This window comes from Brevundimonas sp. (assembly GCF_036676055.1).
GTDB lineage: Bacteria > Pseudomonadota > Alphaproteobacteria > Caulobacterales > Caulobacteraceae > Brevundimonas.
Genome location: NZ_JAKFDS010000050.1, coordinates 22,940 through 46,814 on the forward strand (window position 1 = coordinate 22,940; position 23,875 = coordinate 46,814).

General features: G+C 69.3%; 21 protein-coding genes and 1 tRNA gene. 15 read left to right on the top strand and 7 right to left on the bottom strand.

Annotated elements, in window-relative coordinates:
* Positions 1–37 precede the first annotated feature (37 nt).
* Positions 38–114, top strand: a tRNA-Arg gene (locus tag V6M45_RS08370).
* A 20-nt stretch (positions 115–134) separates the two neighbouring features.
* On the opposite strand, the gene V6M45_RS08375 is transcribed toward V6M45_RS08370, so the two are convergent.
* Positions 135–1,361 carry an MFS transporter gene (locus V6M45_RS08375; RefSeq protein WP_332655438.1) on the bottom strand — a complete coding sequence of 409 codons (1,227 nt, stop codon included), beginning with the start codon at positions 1,359–1,361 and terminating at the stop codon, positions 135–137.
* 93 nt (positions 1,362–1,454) lie between these two features.
* Between V6M45_RS08375 and V6M45_RS08380 the strand changes: the two genes are divergently transcribed.
* The 5 genes from V6M45_RS08380 to V6M45_RS08400 all read left to right on the top strand — a co-directional run bounded on the left by V6M45_RS08380 (position 1,455) and on the right by V6M45_RS08400 (position 10,661).
* On the top strand, positions 1,455–2,522 hold the full coding sequence (locus V6M45_RS08380) for a LacI family DNA-binding transcriptional regulator (protein ID WP_332655440.1): 1,068 nt from the start codon (positions 1,455–1,457) through the stop codon (positions 2,520–2,522).
* Positions 2,523–2,632: 110 nt separating this feature from the next.
* Complete coding sequence (locus V6M45_RS08385) at positions 2,633–4,084, top strand: glycoside hydrolase family 30 protein (RefSeq protein ID WP_332655442.1); 1,452 nt, start codon at positions 2,633–2,635, stop codon at positions 4,082–4,084.
* A gap of 152 nt (positions 4,085–4,236) precedes the next feature.
* Positions 4,237–7,071: a TonB-dependent receptor gene (locus V6M45_RS08390; protein ID WP_332655444.1), complete on the top strand. Its 2,835-nt coding sequence runs from the start codon at positions 4,237–4,239 to the stop codon at positions 7,069–7,071.
* Between the two features lie 106 nt (positions 7,072–7,177).
* On the top strand, positions 7,178–9,121 hold the full coding sequence (locus tag V6M45_RS08395; RefSeq protein ID WP_332655445.1) for a glycoside hydrolase family 3 protein: 1,944 nt from the start codon (positions 7,178–7,180) through the stop codon (positions 9,119–9,121).
* 25 nt (positions 9,122–9,146) lie between these two features.
* Positions 9,147–10,661: a tryptophan halogenase family protein gene (locus V6M45_RS08400; protein WP_332655446.1), complete on the top strand. Its 1,515-nt coding sequence runs from the start codon at positions 9,147–9,149 to the stop codon at positions 10,659–10,661.
* A 39-nt stretch (positions 10,662–10,700) separates the two neighbouring features.
* Here the strand turns inward: V6M45_RS08400 and V6M45_RS08405 are convergent, their stop codons facing one another.
* Both V6M45_RS08405 and V6M45_RS08410 read right to left on the bottom strand, forming a co-directional pair.
* Positions 10,701–12,041, bottom strand: a complete 1,341-nt coding sequence (locus V6M45_RS08405; protein ID WP_332655448.1) for a GAF domain-containing protein — start codon at positions 12,039–12,041, stop codon at positions 10,701–10,703.
* Positions 12,038–12,508, bottom strand: a complete 471-nt coding sequence (locus V6M45_RS08410; RefSeq protein WP_332655450.1) for a pyridoxamine 5'-phosphate oxidase family protein — start codon at positions 12,506–12,508, stop codon at positions 12,038–12,040. Before V6M45_RS08410 ends, V6M45_RS08405 begins: the two co-directional genes overlap by 4 nt.
* Positions 12,509–12,730: 222 nt before the next feature.
* Here V6M45_RS08410 and V6M45_RS08415 point away from each other — a divergent pair, with 222 nt between their 5' ends.
* From V6M45_RS08415 to V6M45_RS08430, 4 genes are read left to right on the top strand one after another with little or no spacing between them, the layout of a single operon-like run.
* On the top strand, positions 12,731–13,177 hold the full coding sequence (locus V6M45_RS08415; protein WP_332655452.1) for a DUF3617 domain-containing protein: 447 nt from the start codon (positions 12,731–12,733) through the stop codon (positions 13,175–13,177).
* Between the two features lie 25 nt (positions 13,178–13,202).
* Positions 13,203–13,634, top strand: a complete 432-nt coding sequence (locus V6M45_RS08420; protein WP_332655454.1) for a hypothetical protein — start codon at positions 13,203–13,205, stop codon at positions 13,632–13,634.
* 6 nt (positions 13,635–13,640) lie between these two features.
* A complete protein-coding gene (locus V6M45_RS08425; RefSeq protein ID WP_332655456.1) occupies positions 13,641–16,622 on the top strand; it encodes a hypothetical protein in 2,982 nt (993 codons plus the stop codon).
* 22 nt (positions 16,623–16,644) lie between these two features.
* Positions 16,645–17,079, top strand: a complete 435-nt coding sequence (locus V6M45_RS08430; protein ID WP_332655459.1) for a DUF805 domain-containing protein — start codon at positions 16,645–16,647, stop codon at positions 17,077–17,079.
* Between the two features lie 7 nt (positions 17,080–17,086).
* On the opposite strand, the gene V6M45_RS08435 is transcribed toward V6M45_RS08430, so the two are convergent.
* Positions 17,087–17,494, bottom strand: coding sequence for a DUF983 domain-containing protein (locus tag V6M45_RS08435; protein ID WP_332655461.1), 408 nt, complete (start codon positions 17,492–17,494; stop codon positions 17,087–17,089).
* A gap of 105 nt (positions 17,495–17,599) precedes the next feature.
* Here V6M45_RS08435 and V6M45_RS08440 point away from each other — a divergent pair, with 105 nt between their 5' ends.
* Entirely contained in the window at positions 17,600–18,112 is a 513-nt protein-coding gene (locus V6M45_RS08440; protein WP_332655463.1) for a CinA family protein, read from the top strand.
* A 37-nt stretch (positions 18,113–18,149) separates the two neighbouring features.
* On the top strand, positions 18,150–21,020 hold the full coding sequence (locus V6M45_RS08445; RefSeq protein WP_332655465.1) for a tetratricopeptide repeat protein: 2,871 nt from the start codon (positions 18,150–18,152) through the stop codon (positions 21,018–21,020).
* Between the two features lie 12 nt (positions 21,021–21,032).
* On the opposite strand, the gene V6M45_RS08450 is transcribed toward V6M45_RS08445, so the two are convergent.
* From V6M45_RS08450 to V6M45_RS08460, 3 genes are all read right to left on the bottom strand, one after another.
* Entirely contained in the window at positions 21,033–21,311 is a 279-nt protein-coding gene (locus V6M45_RS08450) for an HU family DNA-binding protein (protein ID WP_324799332.1), read from the bottom strand.
* Between the two features lie 121 nt (positions 21,312–21,432).
* Positions 21,433–22,239, bottom strand: coding sequence for a flagellar type III secretion system pore protein FliP (fliP, locus tag V6M45_RS08455; protein ID WP_332655480.1), 807 nt, complete (start codon positions 22,237–22,239; stop codon positions 21,433–21,435).
* A 32-nt stretch (positions 22,240–22,271) separates the two neighbouring features.
* Complete coding sequence (locus V6M45_RS08460) at positions 22,272–22,559, bottom strand: FliO/MopB family protein (RefSeq protein WP_332655470.1); 288 nt, start codon at positions 22,557–22,559, stop codon at positions 22,272–22,274.
* Between the two features lie 164 nt (positions 22,560–22,723).
* On the opposite strand from V6M45_RS08460, the gene flgB reads away from it, so the two are divergent.
* Genes flgB through fliE form a run of 3 tightly spaced genes read left to right on the top strand, consistent with a single transcriptional unit; the run spans position 22,724 to position 23,870 of the window.
* Entirely contained in the window at positions 22,724–23,128 is a 405-nt protein-coding gene (flgB, locus tag V6M45_RS08465) for a flagellar basal body rod protein FlgB (RefSeq protein WP_332655472.1), read from the top strand.
* A 46-nt stretch (positions 23,129–23,174) separates the two neighbouring features.
* Positions 23,175–23,561, top strand: a complete 387-nt coding sequence (flgC, locus tag V6M45_RS08470; protein ID WP_332655482.1) for a flagellar basal body rod protein FlgC — start codon at positions 23,175–23,177, stop codon at positions 23,559–23,561.
* A 9-nt stretch (positions 23,562–23,570) separates the two neighbouring features.
* Positions 23,571–23,870, top strand: coding sequence for a flagellar hook-basal body complex protein FliE (gene fliE, locus V6M45_RS08475; protein ID WP_332655473.1), 300 nt, complete (start codon positions 23,571–23,573; stop codon positions 23,868–23,870).
* The last annotated feature ends 5 nt before the right edge of the window (positions 23,871–23,875 follow it).

Genomic DNA, 23,875 nt, shown 5'->3' on the forward strand with positions numbered 1-23,875 from the left:
CCCCCGCGCGTCACGACCCGCTAGGTCAGCCGGCGATGGCCCCGTAGCTCAGCTGCATAGAGCAAGGCTTTCCTAAAGCCGAGGTCGCAGGTTGGAGTCCTGCCGGGGTCGCCATCCCGCCATTGAAAGGGCGCTCAGGCCAGACGCCTCAGCGGCGCGAGGACGGCGGCGGCGGTCAGGGCGGCGAGGGACGCCGCCAGGAAGACCGCGGTCAGCGGCAGGCCGAGACCCAGAAGGACGGCGGCGGCGGCCGGGGCGAGGCTCTGCGGCAGGGCGATGGCCATGTTCATCACCCCGAGGTCGCGCCCGGCCATGGCGCGGTCCGGCAGGATCTCCGCCGTCATGGCCGCCACTGTGGTGGCGTGCAGGCCGTGGGCCGCGCCGAACAGCAGCTGGGCGGCGAGCGGACCCGGCCAGGCGGGCCACAGGACCATCAGGGCCAGCGCCGCCGCCATGCCCACGCCCCCGGCGACGACGAAGGGCCGGCGTCGCCTCAGCCGGTCCGAGCCCACGCCGCCCATGAAACCGCCGAGCGCCGCCGCCACGGTCGAGGCGATCAGCAGTGCGCCGAACAGTTGCAGGGCGGACCAGCCCTGCGGTCTTGCGCCGGGCAGGTCCTGCAGCAGGAACAGCAGGTAGAGGGTGTTGATGGCCACGGCGCTCTCGACCAGCAGGCGGGAGATGAAGGTCCAGAAGAAGCGTCGGTCCCTGAGGGCGGCGAAGGACAGCCGCAGGGGGCCCGCCGCGACGCGGGGCGGCTGCGGCTCGCGCAGGGTCAGGGCGAAGGGCAGGATCATCGCCGCCGCCACCAGGATGATGATCGCGAACTGCGCTGGCGGCGATCCGGCCAGACGCGTCACCACCACCGCCGTGAACAGGTTGGCGATCGGCAGGGCCGCGCCCGCCCAGGCCGAGACCAGTCCCTTCTGGGCGTCCGCCACCATGTCGGGGACAAGGGCGGTGAGCGGCGCATACAGGGCGTTGACCGCCAGCTGGAAGGCCACCACCCCCAGGGCCAGGTGCAGGGGGCTGTGGGCCCAGCCGATCAGGGCGAGCGCCACGGCGACCAGTCCCAGCCCCGCGAGAATCCACGGACGCCGTCGGCCCAGCGGCCCCCGGGTGCGGTCGCTGAGACTGCCGAACAGGAGATTGGCCACGGCCGCGGTCAGCCCGCCCAACATGGCCATCTGGCTGAGCAACAGGGCCTTGTCAGCGCCGCCGATCAGCTGGGCCTTGCCGGGCAACAGCAGGGTCAGCAATGGAATGAAGCAGATGAAGGCGCCGGCCTGGGCCGCGCCGTAGCCGAGGATGAACCAGCGGGATCGATGAGACGGCGGCGACTCGGCGGCGGGTACGATCATGGCGACATATGAGGTCGCCCTGCGCGCCGCGTCGACCTATTGTAGAGGTCGGGCGGCGCGGGAACAGGCGCGCCCTGTACGCGGGGAGCGATCTTGACGTCGAAAAGACCGACCATCGACGATGTGGCGCGCCAGTCCGGCGTCGGTCGCACCACTGTGTCGCGCGTGCTCAACGGCGGACCCAATGTCAGCGAGGCGGTCCGTACGCGCGTATTGGCGGCGGTTGCGGCCCTGAACTACAGCGTCAATCCGCAGGCGCGCTCGCTGGCGGGTGGCGGCAGCCGCATGCTGGCCCTGATCCTCGCCTCCGACCTCGAGGCGGAGCCCAACTCCTTCTACGCCTCCGCGCTGGAGCTCGGCGCGCTGCGCGAATGCCTGTCGCTCGGCTTCCAGCTGATGACCCGCCATGTGCCGCAACAGAGTCCCGACCGGCGCAAGCAGGTGCTGGAGGTGATGACCACCCAACGGTGCCAGGGCCTGATCCTGACCCCGCCCTTCGCCGACGACGCGACCCTGATCGAGGAGATTCGCCGGCAGGGCTGCGAAGTCGCGACCATTTCGGCTGGCGGGCCTGGCCGAGCGGCCGCCGACGGAGTCGGCATCGACGACGAGGCCGGCGGCTACGACATCGCGCGACACCTGCTGGATCTCGGCCACAGGCGCCTCGCCTTCATCAGCGGGATCGAGGGCCACCTGTCGGCGGAGCAGCGGATGGACGGGCTGAAGCGCGCCCTGCGTGAACGCGGCCTCGACCCGGACGCGGTGACCGTGGTGCGAGGCGACTTCACCTTCCGGTCCGGAAGCGTGCTCGCCGCGCGACTGTTCGACCTGTCGGATCCGCCCACGGCTCTGGTCTGCGCCAACGACGACATGGCCGCCGGGGCCCTGTCCGCCGCGCACGGCCGCGGCCTGGACGTGCCGGGACATCTGTCGATCACCGGCTTCGACGACACCCCGGTGTCGGAGATCGTATGGCCGCCTCTCACCACCGTCCATCAGCCCCTGAAAGATATGGGGGGCGAGGCGGTGAAGATCATCGCCGAGCGACTCGCGGGGACACGGCGGGGTTCCGACTGGCGCTTCACCGTCCTGCCCCATTCGGTGGTCGCCCGGGCGTCGGCCGGGTGCGCCGCGCCGGGATTCGCCAGCGCTATCGCTTGACCTGAGGCTCAGACCGCTTCCTACTGGAAGCGCTTCCAATGGTGAAGCCTGAGATCACCGGACGTCGCCCGAAGCCCGTGAACGTCCGAACCGACGGGAGGAAAAAGGCCATGGACAGGCGAATCACAACGTTCGCACGGCGCGTACTGGCTGTCAGCGCGGGGCTGGCGACGCTGGGCGCGGCCGCCTGCGCCGGGATCCCGGCGGACCCCTCCGCCCGCGTCTGGATGACGTCCGGCGACCGCAGCCGCCTGTTGTCGGAGCAGACCCCTCTGCGGTTCGAGGCCGACCCGGCGCCGGCCGGTCCTGCGATCACCGTCGACGTGGACCAGCGCTTCCAGGAAATGGTCGGCTTCGGCGCGGCGATCACCGACGCCTCGGCCTTCCTGATCCGGACGAGGCTGGCCGGCGATCAGCGGGACTCGCTGATGCGCGAGTTGTTCGGACGCGAAGGCGATGGCCTCGGCTTCAGCTTCACCCGCGTGACCGTGGGAGCGTCGGACTTCTCACTCGACCACTACAGCCTCGCCGAGACGCCGGACCCGACCCTGGCGACCTTCTCGACGGCGCGGATGGAAGAGTACGTGTTCCCGACCGTCCGGCAGGCGCTGGCGATCAATCCGGACCTCAAGGTCATGGCCTCGCCGTGGAGCGCGCCGGGCTGGATGAAGACGACCGGCTCAATGATCCGGGGCCAGCTGAAGCCGGAATTCTACCCGGTCTATGCCGACTATTTCCGTCGCTACATCGAGTCGGCTCGGGCCAACGGCGTGCCGACCGACTACCTCAGCATCCAGAACGAGCCGGACTTCGAACCCGACAGCTACCCCGGCATGCGATGGGCTCCGCAGGACCGCGCGACCTTCATCGGCGCCCATCTGGGCCCAAGGCTGCGGGACGCCGGCATCTCCACGCGGATACTCGAATGGGATCATAACTGGGACCTGCCGCAACAGCCGCTGACGGCGCTGGCTGACGAGCGGGCCCGCCCCTTCATCGCGGGCGTCGCCTGGCACTGTTACGCCGGAGACGTTCAGGCGCAGAGCCAGGTCCGCGAGGTCTGGCCCGACAAGGACGTCTTCTTCACCGAGTGTTCGGGCGGCGAATGGGCCGCGGACTTCGCCGACAGCTTCGGCTGGACGATGAAGACCCTGATCATCGGATCAACGGAGCACTGGGCGCGCGGCGTCCTGATGTGGAATCTGGCGCTGGACGAGACCTACGGACCCCATGCCGGCGGCTGCGGGGACTGCCGCGGCGTCGTCAGGATCAACAGCCGCACCGGCGTGATCGAGCGGAACCAGGAATACTACGCCTTTGGTCATGCCAGCCGGTTCGTGCGTCCTGGCGCCCGGCGCGTCGCGTCGATCGAGCCCGAGGGACTGGCGGCGGTCGCCTTCGTCAATCCCGACGGCCAGCGGGTGCTGATCGTCCTCAACGAAGGCGCCGGTTCGGTCGCCTTCGATATTCGCGAGGGCGGGCGACGCCTGGCGGCCGAGCTGCCGGCGAAAACTGCAGCGACCTATGTCTGGAAGCCAGCGGAGGGGCCGCGGGGCGGCTGATCGCCCGTCGATCCGGGTTTCGATTGCACAACGGGATCAATTCGGTTACGTGTTGGAAGCGCTTCCAATCCGGTTCCACAGAGCGGCTTGCGGCGAAACAAAATGGACGTGCGGCTCAAGGGTCCACGCCGGGGAAACAACAGGGGGTACTCATGCGCAGCCAGTTCGCAGGCGTTCGCAAGACCGGCGGAGTCTCGCCGTCGCAGCTTTGTCTTACCGTGTCGGCTCTGGCGCTGGCGCTCGTCGCGCCCGGCGTCGCCCATGCCCAGGATCCCGCGCCCGCCCAGACCGAGGAGGCGACCGAAATCGATGAGGTCATCGTCACCGGCCTGCGTCGCGGCCTGGCGGACTCGATCAGCATCAAGCGTAACGAGACCTCGATCGTCGAAGCCGTCTCGGCCGAAGACATCGGCAAGCTGCCGGACGTCTCGATCGCCGAGTCGATCGCGCGCCTGCCCGGTCTGGCGGCGCAACGCGTCAACGGCCGCGCCCAGGTCATCTCCATCCGCGGTCTCGCGCCCGACTTCACCACCACCCTGTTGAACGGCCGCCAGCAGGCCAGCTCCGGGGACAACCGGGCCGTCGAATTCGACCAGTACCCGTCCGAGCTGCTGTCGGGCGTGGTCATCTACAAGACGCCGGACGCGGAGATTTCCGGCATGGGCCTGTCGGGCACGGCGGACCTTCGCACTGTCCGCCCCCTCGAGTTCGGCAGCCAGGCCATCGCCGTCAATCTGCGCGGCGAGGTGGTTGAGGGCGACAGCCTGAACGACGACGTCAACAACTACGGCGGCCGCTTCTCGATCAGCTATATCGACCAGTTCGCGGACGACACCCTCGGGGTGGCCCTCGGTTACGCCCACCTCGACTCGCCCTCGCAGAACCGCCACTACAAGGCCTACGGCTATGAAGCGTTTGGCTTCGCCGTCACGCCGGACAGCGCCGACGACGCCCTGATCCTCAATGGACAGGAACTGTTCGCGACCTCGCGCATGAACCAGCGCGACGCGGTCATCGGCATCGTCGAATGGCGGCCGAACGACCGGCTGCACTCGACGCTGGACCTCTACTATTCGAAGTTCGACCAGGAAGAGACCATGCGCGGGGCGCAGTGGTTCTCCAACGGCTGGGCTGACAACGCCACCTTCACCGATGTGCAGACCGAGGACCGCGGCGGCTCGCTGTTCGCCCGAAGCGGCACCCTGAACGGCGGCGTGCCGATCATCCGCAACGACTACAACACCCGCGAGGACGAGCTGTTCTCCGCCGGTCTGAACACCGAATACGAGATCGACGAACGCACCCGGGTCGAGGCCGACCTGTCATACTCGACCAACCAGCGGCGCGAGCAGATCCTTGAAACCTACGCCGGCTATGGCCTTGGCCCGCAGGGCGGCGGACGGACGCTCGACACGATCACCTTCGAGGTCAACGACGACGGCTATCCGACCTACAGCGAGGGCCTGAACTACGCCGACGCCTCGCAGGTGTCGCTGGGTGATCGCGCACCCTGGGGCGGCTGGGGTCACGACGGGGCCATCCGCTTCCCCGACGTCGAGGAGCGCATCTACGCCGCAGACCTGAAGTTCGAGCGTGACCTGACCGGCATCATCCACACCGTCAGCGGCGGCGTGAACCTGGCCAACCGCAGCAAGACCAAGCGCGTCGACGACTTCGACCTGTTCCTCAAGAACGGGCGACAGCAGGTGCTGGTCGACCCGCAGTACCTCGTGGAAGCGACATCGCTGGATTTCGCCGGTTTCGGCGATGTCCTGAGCGTCGACCTGACGCGGGCGCTGGACGTCTATTACGACCGGGCGCCGATCCTCGACGCCAACTTCTTCGACAAGAACTGGGATATCGATGAAGAGGTCGTCACCTGGTACGCGCGGGCCGAGTTCGAGAAGGGAAGCGTCCGCGGCAACTTCGGGCTGCAGGTGGTCCAGCAGTCGCAGGAATCGACCGGCGTGGTCATCAACGGCACCGAGCAGGGCCAGCCGATCGTGCCGATCTCCATCACGGCCGGGAACGATTACACGGACGTCCTGCCCAGCCTCAACATGATCTACGACTTCGGCGGCGGTCACCGTATCCGTTTCGCCGCGTCCAAGACCATGGCCCGGCCGCGCATGGACGAGATGCGCGCCAATGTGACGCCCAGCTTCAACGCCCTGGTCTGCACCGCCCAGGCCTGTCAGGGCCAGACGGTCAATCCGTGGTCCGCCTCGGGCGGCAATCCAAACCTCGAGCCCTGGCGCGCCACCGCCTTCGACCTGGCCTATGAATGGTACGTCAATCCGACGACCTATCTGTCGATCGCCGGTTTCTACAAGAACCTCGACAGCTACATCTACCAGCAGACCGGCACCTTCGACTTCACCGGCATTCCCTTGCCGACGACGGCGGCGGCGATCATCGCGGCGGGCGCGACCATCAGCCCGATCGGCCAGATCACCCTGCCCGCCAACGGCGATGGGGGGACCATCGAAGGGGTCGAGATCAGCGGGGCCTTCAACTTCGGCACGATCTCGGATGCGCTGGACGGACTCGGCGTGCTCGGCAGCGTCTCGTTCACGGAATCGGATCTGAACCCCACCGCGGGCGGCGCTCCGGTCCGCATCCCGGGCCTGTCCGGCATGGTCTATAACATGACCGCCTACTACGAACGCGGCGGCTTCCAGGCCCGCATCAGCAAGCGCTTCCGCGAGGCCTTCAAGGGTGAGGTGGTGCAGCTGTTCGCCACCCGTGGTCAGACGGAGATCATGGACGACGAGCAGATCGACGCCCAGATCGGCTACACGTTCGAAAGCGGACCGATGGAAGGTCTGGGTCTGCTGTTCCAGGTCAACAACCTGACCAACTCACCGTACCGGACCCGGCTTGGCATCGACAGCGGCGGCACGACCACCGCGGACGGAAGCTACCTGCCGGAAACCTACGAGGAGTACGGCCGCCAGTATCTGTTCGGCGTCAACTACCGGTTCTGACCGTCGGCGCGCCCGACGCGCCGGAACCTGACCCGCCGTGGACGGAGCGCTTCGCCGCCCCGCTCCACGGCGGCCTTCCTTCTCCCGTGAGTAGTTGAGTAGACGTATGAAGCGCCCCGCCCTGAAGCTCTCGCTTACGCTCCTGTTGCTGGCCGGCTGCGCGCCGATGGCCGTAGTCCCGCCGCAGGCGGTCGACGCACCTGCGGCGGCTTCGGCCAGCCGGCTGGACCCTGCGATGGAGCGCCGGATCGCCGGCATCGTCGCCGGTATGACGCTGGAGCAGAAGGTCGGGCAGATGACCCAGCCGGACGTCCGCTTCATCACCCCGGACGAGGTGCGCCAGTATTATATCGGCACGGTGCTGAACGGCGGCGGCGCCTGGCCGGAAATGGACAAGCGTTCGACGGTGGCGGAGTGGGCCGCCTGGGCCGACGCCTACGCCGACGCGGCCCTCGCCACCGACATGGCGGTGAAGATCCCGCTGCTGTGGGGCACCGACGCCGTGCACGGGCACAACAATGTTTCGGGCGCGACCATCTTCCCACACAACATCGGCCTCGGCGCCGCCCATGATCCGGACCTGATCGAGCGGATCGGGCGGGCCACGGCGCGGCAGGTGCGCGCCACCGGCATCACCTGGGCCTTTGCTCCGACCCTCGCCGTCGGCGGGAACCGCCGCTGGGGCCGCACCTACGAAAGCTGGTCCAGCGACCCGGCCCTTGTCCGCGTCTATGGCGAGGCCATGGTGCGTGGCCTGCAGGGCGAGCTCACCGGGGAGGGCGACGTGCTGGCGTCGGCCAAACACTATCTGGGCGACGGCGGCACCTTCAACGGCGTCGACCAGGGCCAGACCCGCACCACCCGCGACGACCTGCTGGGCCGCCACGGCGCCGGCTATCTCGGCGCCCTGGACGCCGATGTGCAGACGGTGATGATCTCCTACAGCAGCTGGTTCGACACCGCGTCGGGTCAGGACCAAGGCAAGATGCACGGCAACCGCGACCTGATCGCCGGCGTGCTCAAGGGCGAGCTGGGCTTCGACGGCCTGGTTGTCTCGGACTGGAACGGCATCGAACAGGTGGCGGGCTGCGCCAAGGATCGCTGCGCCCAGGCGGTCAACGCCGGAATTGACGTTTTCATGGTCCCCGAGGACTGGCGCGCCTTCATCGCCAACACCGTGGCCGACGTCCGCGAGGGCCGTATTTCGGAAGCCCGCATCGATGACGCGGTGACCCGCATCCTGCGCGTCAAGATGCGCTCGGGCCTGTTCGACCGCCCGGCCGACGCCAGCCCGCTGACCGGTCGGGCCGAGGCGCTGGACGCCTCCGAACTCGCCCGCGAGGCGGTCCGCAAGTCGGTGGTCCTGCTGAAGAACAACAACGCGGCCCTGCCGCTGCAGTCCGGACGCAAGATCCTCGTCGTGGGGGCCAGCGCCGACAGCCTGTCCAACCAGACCGGAGGCTGGTCCCTGACCTGGCAGGGCACCGAGAACGCCAATGCCGACTTCGCCACCGGCCAGACCCTGCTGACTGCGCTGCGGCAGGCTCTGGGCGCCGACAACGTGGTCTATTCGGCCGATGGCGCCGGCGTGGACGTGTCGCGCTTCGACGCCGTCGTGGCCGTGCTGGGAGAAACGCCCTACGCCGAGTTCAACGGCGACGTCCGCTTCCCCACGCCGGTTCAGCACAGCCTGCAGCACCCGGCCGATCTCGCCGCCCTGCAGGCGGTCTCGGGCAAGGGCGTGCCGGTCGTCACGGTGCTGTATTCGGGCCGCCCGGCCTACGCCAACGACCTGATCAACCTGTCGGACGCCTTTGTCGCCGCCTTCCTGCCGGGCACCGAAGGGGCCGGACTGGCGGATGTGCTGGTCGGCGGCGCCCATGACTTCACCGGCCGTCTGTCCTTCGCCTGGCCGGGCTCGGCCTGCAGCACCGGCGAGAGGTCGGGCGACGTCGTCCAGTTCGCCCGGGGCTATGGCCTGAGCTACGCGGGGCCTTCCACGGTCGGACGCCTGCCCTTGCCGACGACGCCCGCAGCCTGCGAAAGCTAGGTCCACTGGAGCGGACGGGACCGGCATGCAGCAGCTCAAGAAAATCCTGATCGTTGGCGGCGGCACGGCCGGCTGGATGACGGCGGCGCTGCTCGCCAGGCTGTTCAAGGGCCGGTACGAGATCACCCTGATCGAGTCCGAAGCTATCGGCATCATCGGGGTCGGCGAAGCCACCATCCCGGCGATCAAGAAATACAACGAGTTGCTGGGTCTCGACGAGACCGAGTTCATGCAGAGGACCCAGGGCAGCTACAAGCTGGGCATCCAGTTCGTCGACTGGTGGAAGCAGGGACACAGCTACATCCATGGCTTCGGCCTGATCGGCCGCGACCTCGAATGGCTGCGATGCCACCAGTACTGGCTGAAGATGAACGGCCTCGGCCGCGCCTCGGACTTCGCCAACTTTTCGATCAACACGGCGGCGGCGCTCGAGAACAAATTCATGCGCGCCGACCCCAAGATGGTCGACTCGCCGATCGGCCACATCGCCCACGCCTTCCACTTCGACGCCAGCCTCTACGCCCGCTACCTGCGCGGTCTGGCCGAGGCGAAGGGCGTCGTCCGGCGGGAGGGCAAGATCGCCGACGTCACGCTGCGCGGCGAGGACGGCTTCGTCGAGTCCGTGACGATGGAGGACGGAGCGGTCATCGAGGCCGACCTGTTCATCGACTGCTCGGGCTTCCGCGGCCTGATCATCGAGCAGGCCATGAAGACCGGCTATGAGAACTGGACTCACTGGCTGCCGTGCGATCGCGCCATGGCCGTGCCGTGCGCCCGTGTCGAGCCGTTGACGCCCTACACCCGCTCGACGGCGCGGCCGGCCGGCTGGCAGTGGCGCATCCCGTTGCAGCACCGCACCGGCAACGGCCACGTCTATTCCAGCCAGCATATGGACGACGCCGAGGCCGAGGCCCTCCTGCTGGCCAACCTTGACGGGGAGCCGCTGGCCGAACCGAACCGGCTTCGCTTCGTCACCGGAAAGCGCAAACAGACGTGGAACCGGAACTGCGTCGCCATCGGCCTGTCCAGCGGGTTTCTCGAACCGCTTGAGTCGACCAGCATCCACCTGATTCAGTCGGCCATCATCCGCCTGGTCCGCCTGCTGCCCGACGCCGGCTTCGACCCCGCCAGCATCGCCGAGTTCAACCGCCAGACCGACTTCGAATACGAGCGGATCCGCGACTTCATCATCCTCCACTACAAGGCGACGGAGCGGGACGACACGGCGTTCTGGCGCTACTGCCGCGACATGGAGATCCCCGACACTCTCCAGCGAAAAATGGACCTGTTCACCGCCAATGGCCGCATCTTCCGCGAGGATGAGGAGTTGTTCGCCGAGGAAAGCTGGATCCAGGTGTTCCTTGGTCAGGGCGTGATCCCGCGCGGCTACGATCCGCTGGTCGACATCAGGAGCGAAGCGGAGATCGAGGCCTTCCTGGGCAATGTCGAGGGCGTCATCCGCAAATGCGTCGCCGTCATGCCCGGGCACAGCGACTATGTCGCGCGCACCTGCCCCGCCGAACCTGTGTCGGCCGCCTGACCGTCGAGGTCTTCGGACCATTCCGCCCGGCGACGCGGCCTATTTGTCGATCAGCTCCAGCTGCGGGCTCCCCTCGACCTCCAGCCGGATCTGACCCCGTCTCGGACGCGACAGGCGGACGGGCATCCGCCGCTCATCGAGGCGCCGCCGCAGCAGGATGAGCCGGGTCTCGAGGTTGTCCTTCAGGTCCGGCAGCCGAAGCGTGGACTCGAGGCGGACCTCGCGGTTCGTGAAGTCGCAGCGCCCGCTTTCGGCATAGATGCGCAGGAAGTGAAACAGAAGGCGGCCGGGCACGCCCTTGATGACATAGGTTTCGTCGATGAACAGGCTGTCGTCATAGGCGAACAGCTTGACCCTGAAGGGCGCGCCCGGGAGCGGCTGCAGGTCGCCTGGGCGTTCGGGGGGCAGCTCCCCGGCTTCCATGTCAGCCAGCCGCAGGGAGGCGACCAGCTGTCCGCCGATCAGGGTGAGCGCCGCTTCATCGTCCGGTCCGAACCGGAACCGCTCGGGAGATTCCGTGAACAGGACCCCATAGGTCTTTCCGCGGCTGATCATGGGGGCGGCCAGCTGGCTTTGAGGCTCGGCCAGCCCGGGCAGGGGAATGTAGCGATCCGCATCTATCCGGGCCGAAGCCCGGACCGCCGCCGCCATCCGGCGTCCACGGCTCATGTCGCTCAGCCGCACCGGGCGTCCGCTGCTCGCGGCGATGCCGATCACGCCCTCGCCCGGCGCCACTTCGGATCCCGCGCCGCCGATAGGATATCCCCGGCTGGCCAGGGTGGTCAGTCGTCCTTCGGCCGGATCGACGGCGAGGACCATGGCGTTGGAAAAGCCGAAGTCCGAGATCAGGCCCTCCAGGGTGCGATCCACCATGGCGTCCGCGTCGCTTTCGGCCCCGATGGCGGCGCTCAGCCGCGCGGCCTGGGCCAGGCGTTCGTCGGCTTTCGGATGGGGCGTGGCCGGGGCGGCCGGCGCGGCGTCCGTCGGACCCGCGAGCGGGCGGCAGGCCTCGACCCGATAGAGCTCCGCGCTCCGGAGCTTCATGATCTCGCCCGCGCCCTGCTGGGTGCCGATGGCGCTCAGCTGGGCGGCCATGCGGTCGAACAGATCGCCGGTCGTCAGCGAAGCCTCATGAACGAGATCCAGCCGGTACTGGATGCCGGAGCGGCCGCTCACCACGATGATCGTGGCCCGGCCGGTGGCCCTGACATTGTCGGCCGTCTTGGAGAAGAACTGGTTGGAGAGGGCGACGTGGTCGTCGTCGATCAGATAGACCTGGGACAGGTAGGAGACGTTCGGCACGCCTTCGGCGTCCAGGGTCGCCACGACCGAGGGAATGACGCCCTCGAAACAGTCCCGGATGCTGGTCAGGGCGATCATCGGCGGACCCTCGACAGGGGAGCGCCGGCCCCCGGTCCGGGCGTCTGGGCGAAGGTCGCCCCCGGCTTGAACCTGAGGGTGATCAGGTCGTCGCAAGCCAGCCACTGATCCACCTGGGACTGAAGCACCCCGAGCTCCAGAAGCGATCCCGTCACCGCTTGCATATATGTCGACGCGGCCGCGAGGTCCGCCGGCTGCGCGGGCGTGATCGCCGTCAACACGCCCTTGATCTGGAAGGTTCGGTAGTCGGCGGGGCGGGAGAATGTCACGGCGACCTGGGCGCCGACTTTCAGATCGTCCGTCACCTCGCCCCAGCGCCCGCGTGAGACGAAGAGCTCCACCTCGCCGCTGTCGGTACGGCGCGCGCCCGTGGCGCGCCCGATCGTGGGGCGGCCCGCGGCGTCGGCCGCGGCGAACACCATCATGACGGGCCCCTCGATGAAGGCGGCCAGGTCGGCATCAATCACGCGTCGCCTCCCCCTGAACGCCCTCAGCCATAGGGTTCTTTTAGGAAGCTCAACCGCGCTTAGGAAGCATTTAGGATGAGCCGTCCGTCCGCGGTCTTTAGGTGAACGCCAACACCAAGGCCCCCGGTCGCCCATGGGCCGACCGCCTGGCCTGCCTTGGCGAACGCCCTGCGGCGCGCGGCCTCCCCCGACCTCCGCCCGCCGCCTGACCCGGAGACGACAATGAACAAGACCCAATTCGCCCTGATCGCGCTGACGACCCTGCTCGTCGCCCCCCTGACCGCCAGCGCCGCCGGAGAGACGCTGATGTCTCCGGGCTACTACGAAACCACCACCCGGATTGCGGGGGATCCCGAGGTCGAGCGGAAGCGCGAATGCCTGACCCCCGCCGAGGTCAGGGCTCGTCCGCTCGAGCGCGTCCTGGCCGAACTGACCGAAGGACGGTGCACCTTCAGCCAGCGGCAGATCGGCGGCGGACGCTTCGCCTTCGCCGGGGCCTGCATCAACGAGGGCGTGCGGACCACATTCCGGAACACGGGGACCTACACCCCCACCTCGTACAGCGTGAACCTGAACTCCCGGACGATGGTCGGCGGAACGCCGATCGACATCGTCCTGACGACCAGCAGCCGGCGCATCGCCGCCGTCTGCCCGTCCGGCGCGCGCTGACCCTCTTATGACAAGGACCGGAACCATGACCGCAGTTCGTGCGGCGGCGACGCTCGCCGCCCTCTTCATCGCCGCGCCCGCCCAAGCCCAGTCTGCGGCCGGGACGCAGGTCGGCCCGTCGGACGCCTGCCCCGTCGAGGCCCCGCCGCCGCCGCGTCGCAATCCCCTCGGCGGCCTGTTCGCCGCGGCCAGGGATTCGGGGCTGGGCCAGGCTCTGGTCGCCCAACTTGAACCCTCGGTCGAGAGCCAGGCGGCGGCGGCGGTCCTGTCCGGCGACCCCGCCTCGGCGCTCGGGGCGATCCCGGGCGCCCGACGCGACGGGCGCACCGCCCGGGCGACCGCCGCCCTCGCCGGCGTGGCGGCCAATATGGCGCGGTCGGCGCGGGACGCTCCGGCCGCCAGTGACTGCGTCCCCGCCGCGGGCGATGCGCCGCCGCCCGCGGACGTCTGGAACTAGCGGTTCATGGCCATGCTCAAGCCCTCGCGCGCCCGACGCGCCCTGATCAGCGGCATCTGCGGTTTCGCCATGCTGGCTTCGCTTCCGGCGGCCCCCGCCTACGCCTGGAAGCCGAAGACCCACATCTATCTGGCCGAGGAAGTCCTGCGCGACGCGCTCGATAACGGCAAGGTGACGATCTACCAGACCGACTATCACGCGGGTCGGATCGTGGGCGTCCTCGGCGAATATCCGGTCGATCCCGCCATCCTCGCGGCGCTGCGCGCGGCTCCCCAGCAATTCCGCGCCGGGGTGCTCGGTCCCGACGCCTATCCGGACATTTTGACCGGCCAGCAGGTCATCCATCCGGAAGCGGCCCACGCGCTGGACAACGACAGCGGCGCGGCCGGCTCCAACGCCTGGCTGAGCCATCTCTGGCGCCGGGGCTTCGTCGAGTCCGGCAGCCCGCAGGTGCGGGCCTTCACCATCGGCTACCTGACCCACGCCGCCGGCGACGTTTTCGCCCACACCTTCGTCAACCATTTCGCCGGCGGCGAATTCGCTTTGACGCCCGATCCGACCAATGCCGTCAAACATCTGGTCCTCGAAGGCTATATCGGCAAACGCACGCCTTCGACCGTCAGCGCCGTCTCCTCGACGGTGACCACGGGCGGACCGCTGAATGAACGGAAGCGCGAGGACCTCGGTCTCGAGCCGGAGGTTACGCGCTCAAGGTCCACCTACTACGGCACGATCACCCAGGAACAGACGAGCATCGCCGGGGTCGAGGGCTTCATCTACGAGGAGCTGACCTACGCGCGGCCCGGCAGCGTGCTGGAGCGAAGCCTCATGAAGGGGGAGGGGACGACCCGGTCGATTCCCTTCGTCTTCTCGACCCTGCGCAACGGCCTCCAGGCCCAGGTCGAGACCTATGATCGCGAGCGGATGTCCCGGTCGGGCCCCGCACGGCTGGCCTACGCCGCCCTGCACGGGCCGGTGGCCGAGTACAAGCGCGCGTGGATCAAGGACATCGACGACGGTCTCGCCGCCTTCCCCGCGGTCAGCCACGAGATCGCCAAGGCCATCGTCTACAACGAAGGCGGCTCCGACATGGCCCGGGCCAAGGCGGTGATGGACCAGTATGTGGTCGACCACCTGGCCTCGATGGCGGGCACGCCGGACGCTGTGGTGGCCACGGCCGCCTTCATCTCGGGGGTCATCGACGCCATCCTGCCGCCCCCGGCGCGCGAGGCGCTGCGCGCCATGATGCAGGCGCCGATGGACCTGCTGATCAAGGGCGTCAGCGGGCGGACGGCGGACGAGTGGGCCGACTATCTCAAGAATCCTGAGACCCATTTCGACGAGGTCATGACCCGGCCCGGCGGAGGGCATGGGGGCGAGAGCGACCACCCGATCGATCTGGCGACCTTCAACCGCGACTATCTGAAGATCGAAGATCCCGGCTACCAGAACGCTTCGTTGAAGTGGAAGATCGAGGACCTGCCGCCGGCCTTCAACACGGTCCAGCTCACCAAGCTGATGCTGTTGGGCGACGCAGGGCTGGAGCAGATCAAGACCGAACTGGCGGCCAAGGGGGCTGGCATGGGCGAGAATCCAGGCCAGTTCCGAAATCTGCTGCTCGGCTGGATTCGCTCGCTCGACGCGGGCAACCAATGGCAGGGCGGCGGCGCGCCGCAGCCGGCCTTCGCCGCCCAGGGCGGCTCGGCCTGGCGCCTGCTGTTCCTGAACCAGGTCGGAGAGAGGCCGTGGATCGCCGGGCCGGACCCGGCGGAAGACGCCGCGACGTCGCCGCCGTCCGCGCCGGCTCAGGATCTGGCGCCGTTCGCCGGCGACTGGGTGACGACCTATGGGCGGGTGACCCTGGCGGTCGAGCAGGACGGGGTGCTGCGCGGCCGGCTGATGGTCCGGGACAGCGACGGCGGCGAGCGCGAGGGCGAGCGGCTGGAGTTGCGTGACGGCGGCCAGGCCGGTGTCCTGACGGGAGCGTCCCTCTATGCCGCGCATCGTTCGGACGTGGTGCTGACCTTCGACGCCGAACGCCGGACCTTCACCGGCACGTTGCAGGCCGAGGGCGCCACCAGCAAGTCCAACTGGACCGGACAACGAGCCGCGACCCCCGCGCCGCAGCCGGAACCGGCGCCCCCGCCTGCGCCCACGCCTGCCCCGCCCCCGGCCCCGGCGCCGACGCCGGAAACGACCCCGCCGCCCGCCTCGCCCGGACGCCCCGTGTCCCCGGCCGGCGTCTTCCATGAGCTGGAGGATTTCGACGTCCGCTTCGATCGCGCCGTCGCCGCGCGCAACGGTTCGGTGCACGTCTTCCTCACCGTCAGGAACACCACCCGGGCCAACCGCTTGATCGGCGCGGGCGTCTTCAAGGCGGTGATGACGGACATCGACGGTGTCGGCGTCAGCGAGAGCCAGATCTGGCGCGCCACGTCCGAAGCGCCGGAGTCCTTCGACGCCACGCCGGTGGTCGGGCCGGGCGAGGAATTCAGCTTCCGCTTCGTGATGAGCCCGGCGTCACGGGTCTCGCCGCTGAGCGTGGTCGCCATCCGTGAGAGCGACGCCCGGTCGATCGCGTTCGACGTCTCCGGCGTCACGGTCGGCCAGGTTGCGCCTCCGGCGGCGGGGGCGGGCTCGGGCGGGTTCAAGGCCCTGAGCGAACTGGACGTCCGCATCGACGGCGTCGCCCGCGCGCGGGACGGCCGCATGGAGGTGTTCCTGACCCTGCGCAATCCGGGCGACCGGGTCCGCACCACCTCCAAGGGCTGGATCAAGATCAGCGCCCAGGGTCCCGACGGCGTGAGGATCACGACCCGCAGCGCCCTGTATCCGGTCCGCGGTCCCCGGTCCGCCGAGCTTCCCCTGCTTGTCTACATTGAGCCCGGCCGCGAGGCCCGCCTGCGCTACCTGTTTGAAGCGCCGGTTTCCGGCCCGCTGACCATCAGCGACGGCTCAATCGAACAGGTCTTCACCGCCGGCCGTTGAGCCGCCTGCCGAAAGAATATCCATGAACTGGTATCCCCTTTTTCTGTCTCTCGACGGTCGGATCGGCCGCAAGGACTTCTGGATCGGCGCCGCCGTCCTGATTGGCGTCGGCCTGCTGGCCGGCCTGATGCCGATCATCGGCCCGCTGGTCTCGCTTGCGCTCATCGCGCCCTGGACCTGCCTGATGGCGAAGCGGCTGCACGACTTTGGTCGTTCGGCCTGGCTGGTCCTGATCGCGCTCATCCCGGCCGCAGGCTCAGCCGCCCTCGGTCTGTTCACGGCGTTGGCCGCCACCAACGCCGCCACCATGGGCGCGGCCTTCGCCAGCGCGGGCCTGACCCTGGCCGTGTCCTTCATCGCCCTGATCGTTTCCCTGGGGTTCCTGATCTGGGTCGGCGTCAAGCCGGGCGATCCCCGGCCCAACGCCTACGGACCGGAGGCGGCGGTCGAGGGCTGAGGCGCGCTCAGCGCCAGCGAGATCCTTCGCCGTGCTTGCCGACGCTTTCGAACTCCGGCGGGGCGGCCTTGTGGACGTACTGTTCGGCCACCAGCCAGCCCTTCAACGGCCGCAGCACGCCGAGGCAGCCGATGACCAGCAGCGGCATGGTCACCACCATATGCACCCAGACCGGCGGGTGAACGCCGAACTCGAACCACATGAACAGCGCCATGCCGATCACCCCGACCAGGCTCATGCCGAAGAAGGCGGGGCCGTCGGCGGGCTCGGCGAAGCCGTAGTCGAGGCCGCACTTCGGACAGGACTCGCGGATGGTGAGGTAGCCCTTCAGCAACGGGCCCTCGCCGCAGCGCGGGCAACGGCAGCGAATGCCGGTCGAGAAGGTCTTGAGGGGTGGATATTCGGTCGGAGTCACGGCGAAGTCCTGACGGGGAGGCTCCTCATGTCGGCCCGAAGGAGGGACGGGACAAGCGGCGTCATTGTCGCGGGAACACGGGGCCAGCGTGACCGTTCCGGATTCATGACGGAAACCCTGAGCCCGGCCCTGCCGGACGATGTTGAGGCGCTGATCGATCGGGTTCTGCAGCAGGCCTGCGAGCGGGGCCTGACCCTCGCCACAGCCGAAAGCTGCACAGGCGGGCTGGTCGCCTCCGTTCTGACCGATGTGGAAGGCCGGTCCCATGTCTTCGAGCGGGGCTATGTCGTCTACACCAACGACGCCAAGGCCGAGGAGCTGGCGGTGCCGTCGCGTCTGATCGACCAGAATGGCGCGGTGTCCGAGCCGGTCGCCCGGGCCATGGCCGAGGGGGCGCTCAGGTGCTCCGGCGCCACCATCGCCGTGTCCGTCACCGGCTTCGCGGGCGCCGCCGGCCCCGACGATGAGCCCGGCCTGGTGCATTTCGCGCTCGCCGCCGCCGGGTCGCCCACGGTGCATGAGGAGCATCATTTCGGCGACATCGGGCGCGGGCCGGTCCGGCTCGACTGCCTTCGCGTCGCCCTGCGACTGCTGGAGACGGCGGTCACCAACCGTTAACCGCGTTGAAAGGCGACGCGCGCGAGGGTGCGCGCGCATGTCCGGGGCCTCGTCAAAGCGCATCCTTCGCACCACCGTCGCCGCCGCCGCGGCCGGCGCGGTCGCCTTCGCGCCCCTGGCCCCGCTCGCCCAGGAGGCGGGCGGCGCCGTCGACCCGATCACCATCCGCATCGGAGCCAACGCCGAGTTCACCCGGATCGAGTTCGCCGGCGTCATCGGCGCCCGGTCGCGCGTACGCCGCGAGGGCGACAAGGTCATCGTCCGCATCGGCTCGACCGCCGCCCCCGACGTCTCGCGCCTGAAGGTCGATCCGCCCCGCGGGGTCAGCAAGGTCGAGACCCGCGCCGTCGAGGGCGCGACCGAACTGGTCCTGACTCTGGCCGAGGGCGCCGACGCCCGCTCGGGCAGCGCCGACGGGTCCGTCTATCTGAACCTGTACGCCGAGGCCCCTCCGCCGCGGGCCGGATCGCCGGTCGCCACCGTGCCCGTGGTCGCCCAGGCCTCAGCCGCAAGGGTCAGCCTGGCCTTCCGCTGGCCGACCGCCGTGGGCGCCGCCGTGTTCCGGCGCGGCGAGGCCGTCTGGATCGTGTTCGACACGCCGGCCCGGCTCGACATGTCTGGCGCGACGCAGCTCGGCCCTGCCTCCGACGCCCACTGGACCGCCGGCCCGGATCACGTCGCCGTCCGCCTCGCGGCGCCGACCGGAGCGCCGGTCTCCGCTGTCGCCGACGGCACGACCTGGACCGTGACCATCGGCGGCCCGCCGGTCGCCGTCGAGGGCGTCCGGATCGACCGCGACGATGCTGGCAAGCCCGCCCTGGTCGCTCGTATGGCCGGCGCCACCCGCGCCGTCTGGCTGACCGATCCGCTGGTCGGCGACCGCTTCGCCGCCGTCACCGCCCTGGCCCCGGGCAAGGGATTCGCGGACCGGCGCAAGATGGTGGACCTGGCCCTGCTGCCGACGGCCCACGGCCTTGCGGTCGAGACCTCGGCGGCGGACCTGGCCGTCCACGCCGACGGCGATCTGGTCACCCTCAGCCGACCCGGGGGCCTGACCCTGTCGCTCCCGTCGGCCGGGCTGGACGCCGCGGCCGCCGACGGCGGCGCCCCGGCCCGCGCCCGCTATCCCGGCCTGATCCTCAGCCAGTGGGCCGAGGTCGGCCACGCCGGCTTTTCGGCTCGCCACCGCCAGCTGCAGGACGCCGCCGCCACCGAGGCCATGGACGCCGGCGAAAATCCCCGCGCCCCGATCGAGGCCCGCCTCGCCCTGGCCCGCTTCCTGGTCGGTTCGGGGCTCGGCTATGAGGCCGTCGGCGTGCTCAACGCCATCGTCGCCAAGGCGCCCAACATGGCCGGCGAGCCCGAGGTCCGCGGCCTGCGCGGGGCCGCCCGCGCGTCCATCGGCCGGTTCGAGGAGGCGCAGGGCGACTTCGCCTCCGCCGCCGTCGCCGGCGACCCCGCTTCCGCCGTCTGGCGCGGCTACATGGCCTCGGCCCAGGGCGACCACGCCGCGGCCCGGCAGGCCTTCGCCGCCGGGGCCGCGGCCGTCGACGCCTTTCCGGCCGCCTGGCGGGCCCGCTTCGGCGCCGCCCACGCCCTGTCGGCGCTGGAGACCGGCGACCTTGAGGCCGCCCGCGCGCTGCTGGCCTACAGCTTCAGCCAGGAAGCCCCCGCCGCCGATCAGCTGACCGCCCGTCTGGTGCAGGCGAAGCTGTTCGAGATCGACGGTCAGTCGGACCGGGCGCTGGCGGTCTACACCGTCATCGGCCGCGCGCCCCTCGACGCCGTCGCCGTGCCGGCCAAACTGGGGGCCGTCCGCATGTCGCTGGCCGGGGGCAAGATGACGCCCGCCGACGCCGCCGCAGCGCTGGAGGGCCTGCGCTGGCGCTGGCGTGGCGACGCCACCGAACTGGCCGTGATCCGCCAGCTGGGCCAGCTCTACCTGTCCCAGGGTCTGTACCGAGAGGCGCTGACGGCCCTGAAGGGCGCCGGTCCCGGCCTGCACCGCCTCGAGGGCGCCGCCGACATCCAGGCTGACCTCGGCGCCGCCTTCCGCATGCTGTTCCTCGAGGGCGGCGCCGATGGGCTGCAGCCGGTGCAGGCGCTGGGTCTGTTCTACGACTTCCGCGAACTGACCCCGATCGGCGCCGACGGGGACGAGATGGTTCGCCGTCTCGCCCGCCGGCTGGTCGACGTCGATTTGCTCGACCAAGCCGCCGAACTGCTCAAATACCAGGTCGACAACCGGCTGGACGGCGTGGCCAAGGCCCAGGTCGCCACCGATCTCGCCACCGTCTATCTGATGGACCGCCAGCCCGAAGCCGCGCTGCAGGCCATCTGGAGCTCGCGCACCACCCTGTTGCCGTCCGCCCTGAACGCGGAGCGCCGCGCGCTGGAGGCCCGGGCCCTGGCGGGACTTGGCCGTTATGACCACGCGCTGGAGGTGCTGGGCTCGGACTCCACCGCCGAGGCCCGCGATGTCCGCGCCGAGATCTTATGGAAACAGGAGAAATGGGCCGAGGCCGCCGCCCTGTACGAAGCCCGTCTCGGCGACCGCTTCAAGGATCCGACCGCCCTGACGGCGGACGAGGAGGCCCGTCTGATTCGGGCGGGGGTCGGCTATTCTCTCGGCCGCAACGCGCCGGCCCTGACGCGCCTGTCCCGCAACTACCGCCCCTTCGTCGCCGGAGCGCGGGCGAAGTCGGCCCTGTCGATCGCTCTGGATGCAGGGGAGGGAGACGGCCCCTCCGCCGGCGATTTCGCCGGCCTGACGGCTTCGGCCGACACCTTCGCCGGCTGGGTGGCGACCATGAAGGCCGATCTCAGACAGAAAACGGGCGGGAACCGACCCGCGGCCCCCGCCCGTCCTCAAGCTGCAGCGGCGGCTCCTGCGAGACCGGCCGCCTGACCTGTGAAGGTCTTACTTGTTGACCGCATCCTTGAGCGGCTTCGACACCCGGAAGCGCACGGCCTTGGAAGCGGCGATCTTGATGGTCGCGCCGGTGGCCGGGTTGCGGCCTTCGCGGGCGGCGCGGGCGGCGGTGTCGAACACGCCCAGGTTCGAGATGCGAACATCGCCGCCCGAGGTCAGGGACTTCTGGATGTTCTCGACGATGGCGGCCAGCACCTTGCCGGCGTCGGCTTGCGAGACGCCCGCGTCCTTGGCGACGGCGGCGATGAGTTCGGCTTGAGTGGTCATTGTGGGTGGTTTCCCGATTGAAGCTCGCCCCTCGATTCAAGGGCGATGACGGACGGATTGACGCCGGTTTTTATTCCCTTGGCAAGCGACATTGCCGTTCAAACCCCCACGGGCTGGGGATTTAACCGGTTCCCGAGGCCCTCTGGAAGCTCTCGACAAGGCTTCCGGCGACCAGTCTCCAGCCGTCCACGAGCACGAAAAAGATCAGCTTGAACGGGAGGGAAATCACTACCGGAGGCAGCATCATCATGCCCATCGACATGAGTACGCTGGCGACCACCAGATCGATCACAAGGAACGGAACGAAAAGGAGAAATCCGATTTCGAAGGCCCGCTTCAACTCGCTGATCATGAAGGCTGGAGTGACCACCCTCAGGGGCAGGTCGGCGAGGGGAGTCTGCGCCTCCACATTGGACAGCCGGGTGAACAGGGCGAGGTCGTCCCGGTCGACCTGCTCGAGCATGAAAGTCTTCACAGGTTCGGAGGCCGCATCGAAGGCCTGGGGCAGCTCCATCTGCTGGTCCAGCAGGGGGCGGATGCCCGAATCATAGGCGTCCTGCCACGTCGGAGCCATGACGATGGCGCTCAGGAACAGGGCGAGGGACACCAGCACGGCGTTGGGCGGCGACTGCTGCATGCCGAGCGCGGTGCGCAGCAACGACAGCACCACGACGATGCGCACGAAACTGGTGGTCATGATCACGATCGACGGCGCCAGGGACAGCACCGTCATCAGTCCGACCAGTTGCACGACCCGCTCGGTCAGTCCCGCGCCGGTCCCGAGGTCGACATTGATCGCCGCGCCCGACCCGCCCGCCGTCGCCCCGGCCAGGTCCTGGGCCAACGCCGCCAGCGGCCACACCAGACACAGGGCGGTGGTCATCAGCGACAGCAGCGCCGCGCGCTTCAGTTCGGCGCGGGTGGGCATGACGAAGACGCCCCCGAAGACGGCCCTGGGGCTCACGCGCCCGCTCCCGCATCCGTCCCGGGGCCGCGCGGCTCGATCAGCTCCCGCCCCTCGCCGAGGATCAGCAGCCGCTCCTCGTCGTCGATCCGGACCAGCACCAGCCGGCGCGCGGGGTCCAGCACCAAGGTCTCGACCACCGTCATGCGTCGCTCGCCGCGCTCGGCGCTGAGCTTCGCCATCAGCTGGGGCGCATAGCGGCGCGCGGCCCAGGCGGCGAGGCCGATGATGCCGAGGGTGAAGGCCAGGGCGAACAGCGCCCGCAGCAGATCGAGGAAATTCATGCGACAGCCGCCCCGCCGGCGAAGCTTGTCCGGCGCTCCAGCCTTCCGCGATCATGGTTAACGACGCGTTGAGATAACCTCCCATTAACCATGGAGGCGGCAGTTTCTGCCCATCGAACCGTGGGCGAATCGCGCCCGGCCCGCACAGAGGGAGGAAGACGCCCTTGGCCATCGCCGACCTGCCGCTGCTTAGCCAGATCAAGGGCCGCCTGTCGTGGCTGGATGAGCGCCAGCGCGTCATCGCCGAGAACGTCGCCAACGCCGATACGCCCGGCTATGTCGGCCGGGACCTCAACCAGCCGACCGATTTCGCGGCGGCCCTGCGCGGCGGCGGCGCCCTGCCGATGACCCGCACCAGCGCCATGCACATCGCGCCCGCGGGTCCGGCCGCCCGCTTCGACGCTCACAAGGCGCCCGACTCCGAGACCACGCTCGACGGCAACTCCGTCGTGGTCGAGGAGCAGATGCTGAAGATGGCCGAGAGCCGCATGGCTTATGACGCCGCCATCGGTCTCTACCAGAAATCCATGCAGATGCTGCGCATGGCCGCCCGCGCGCCGGGCCGCTGAGGAACGATAGCCGATGACCGATCCCGTCCCCCCGAGAAACAGCGCCATGGCCGTCGCCGCCAGCGCGCTGAAGGCCCAGCAGTCGCGGATGCGCGTCATCGCCGAGAACATCGCCAACGCCCAGTCGACGGCCGATGTCGCCGGCGGCCAGCCCTACCGCCGCCAGATCCCGGTCTTTCAGGCCCGCGAGATCGACGGGGCCACCGGCGTCACCCTGGCCGAGGTCCGGCCCGATATGGGCGACTTCAAGAGCGAATACGACCCGTCCCACCCGGCCGCCAACGCCGAGGGCTATGTGCTGCGTCCCAACGTCGACACCCTCGTCGAGGCCATGGACATGCGCGAGGCCCAGCGGGCCTACGAGGCCAACCTCAACGTCATCGAGACGGCGCGGTCGATGGACACCCGCACCCTCGACATCCTCAAGAAATAGGACTGAGCGATGAACCCCTTGATGGCGGCCAAGGCCTATGCGGCGATCCAGGGCGGCGCGACGCCGGTCGCGCCCGCGGCCGCTCCGGCCGGGCCCGGCTTCGCCGACATGCTGAGCAGCGTCATGGGCGACATGACACAGACCACGCGCGCGGCCGAGACCCAGATGACCTCGATGGTCCAGGGTCAGGGCAGCCTGATCGACGTCGTCACCGCGGTCAGCTCGGCCGAGGCCTCGCTGGAGACCGTCATGGCCGTCCGCGACCAGGTCATCTCCGCCTATCAGGAGATCATGCGGATGCCGATCTGACGGTC

Coding starts and splice junctions, on each gene's coding strand:
- V6M45_RS08450 (WP_324799332.1), bottom strand. CDS start 21,311: ATGACCACTCAAGCCGAACTCATCGCCGCCGTCGCCAAGGACGCGGGC.
- fliP (WP_332655480.1), bottom strand. CDS start 22,239: ATGCCCACCCGCGCCGAACTGAAGCGCGCGGCGCTGCTGTCGCTGATG.
- V6M45_RS08430 (WP_332655459.1), top strand. CDS start 16,645: ATGAACTGGTATCCCCTTTTTCTGTCTCTCGACGGTCGGATCGGCCGC.
- V6M45_RS08375 (WP_332655438.1), bottom strand. CDS start 1,361: ATGATCGTACCCGCCGCCGAGTCGCCGCCGTCTCATCGATCCCGCTGG.
- V6M45_RS08425 (WP_332655456.1), top strand. CDS start 13,641: ATGGCCATGCTCAAGCCCTCGCGCGCCCGACGCGCCCTGATCAGCGGC.
- V6M45_RS08415 (WP_332655452.1), top strand. CDS start 12,731: ATGAACAAGACCCAATTCGCCCTGATCGCGCTGACGACCCTGCTCGTC.
- V6M45_RS08405 (WP_332655448.1), bottom strand. CDS start 12,041: ATGATCGCCCTGACCAGCATCCGGGACTGTTTCGAGGGCGTCATTCCC.
- V6M45_RS08420 (WP_332655454.1), top strand. CDS start 13,203: ATGACCGCAGTTCGTGCGGCGGCGACGCTCGCCGCCCTCTTCATCGCC.
- V6M45_RS08400 (WP_332655446.1), top strand. CDS start 9,147: ATGCAGCAGCTCAAGAAAATCCTGATCGTTGGCGGCGGCACGGCCGGC.
- fliE (WP_332655473.1), top strand. CDS start 23,571: ATGAACCCCTTGATGGCGGCCAAGGCCTATGCGGCGATCCAGGGCGGC.
- V6M45_RS08440 (WP_332655463.1), top strand. CDS start 17,600: ATGACGGAAACCCTGAGCCCGGCCCTGCCGGACGATGTTGAGGCGCTG.
- V6M45_RS08390 (WP_332655444.1), top strand. CDS start 4,237: ATGCGCAGCCAGTTCGCAGGCGTTCGCAAGACCGGCGGAGTCTCGCCG.
- V6M45_RS08385 (WP_332655442.1), top strand. CDS start 2,633: ATGGACAGGCGAATCACAACGTTCGCACGGCGCGTACTGGCTGTCAGC.
- V6M45_RS08395 (WP_332655445.1), top strand. CDS start 7,178: ATGAAGCGCCCCGCCCTGAAGCTCTCGCTTACGCTCCTGTTGCTGGCC.
- V6M45_RS08460 (WP_332655470.1), bottom strand. CDS start 22,559: ATGAATTTCCTCGATCTGCTGCGGGCGCTGTTCGCCCTGGCCTTCACC.
- flgC (WP_332655482.1), top strand. CDS start 23,175: ATGGCCGTCGCCGCCAGCGCGCTGAAGGCCCAGCAGTCGCGGATGCGC.
- V6M45_RS08445 (WP_332655465.1), top strand. CDS start 18,150: ATGTCCGGGGCCTCGTCAAAGCGCATCCTTCGCACCACCGTCGCCGCC.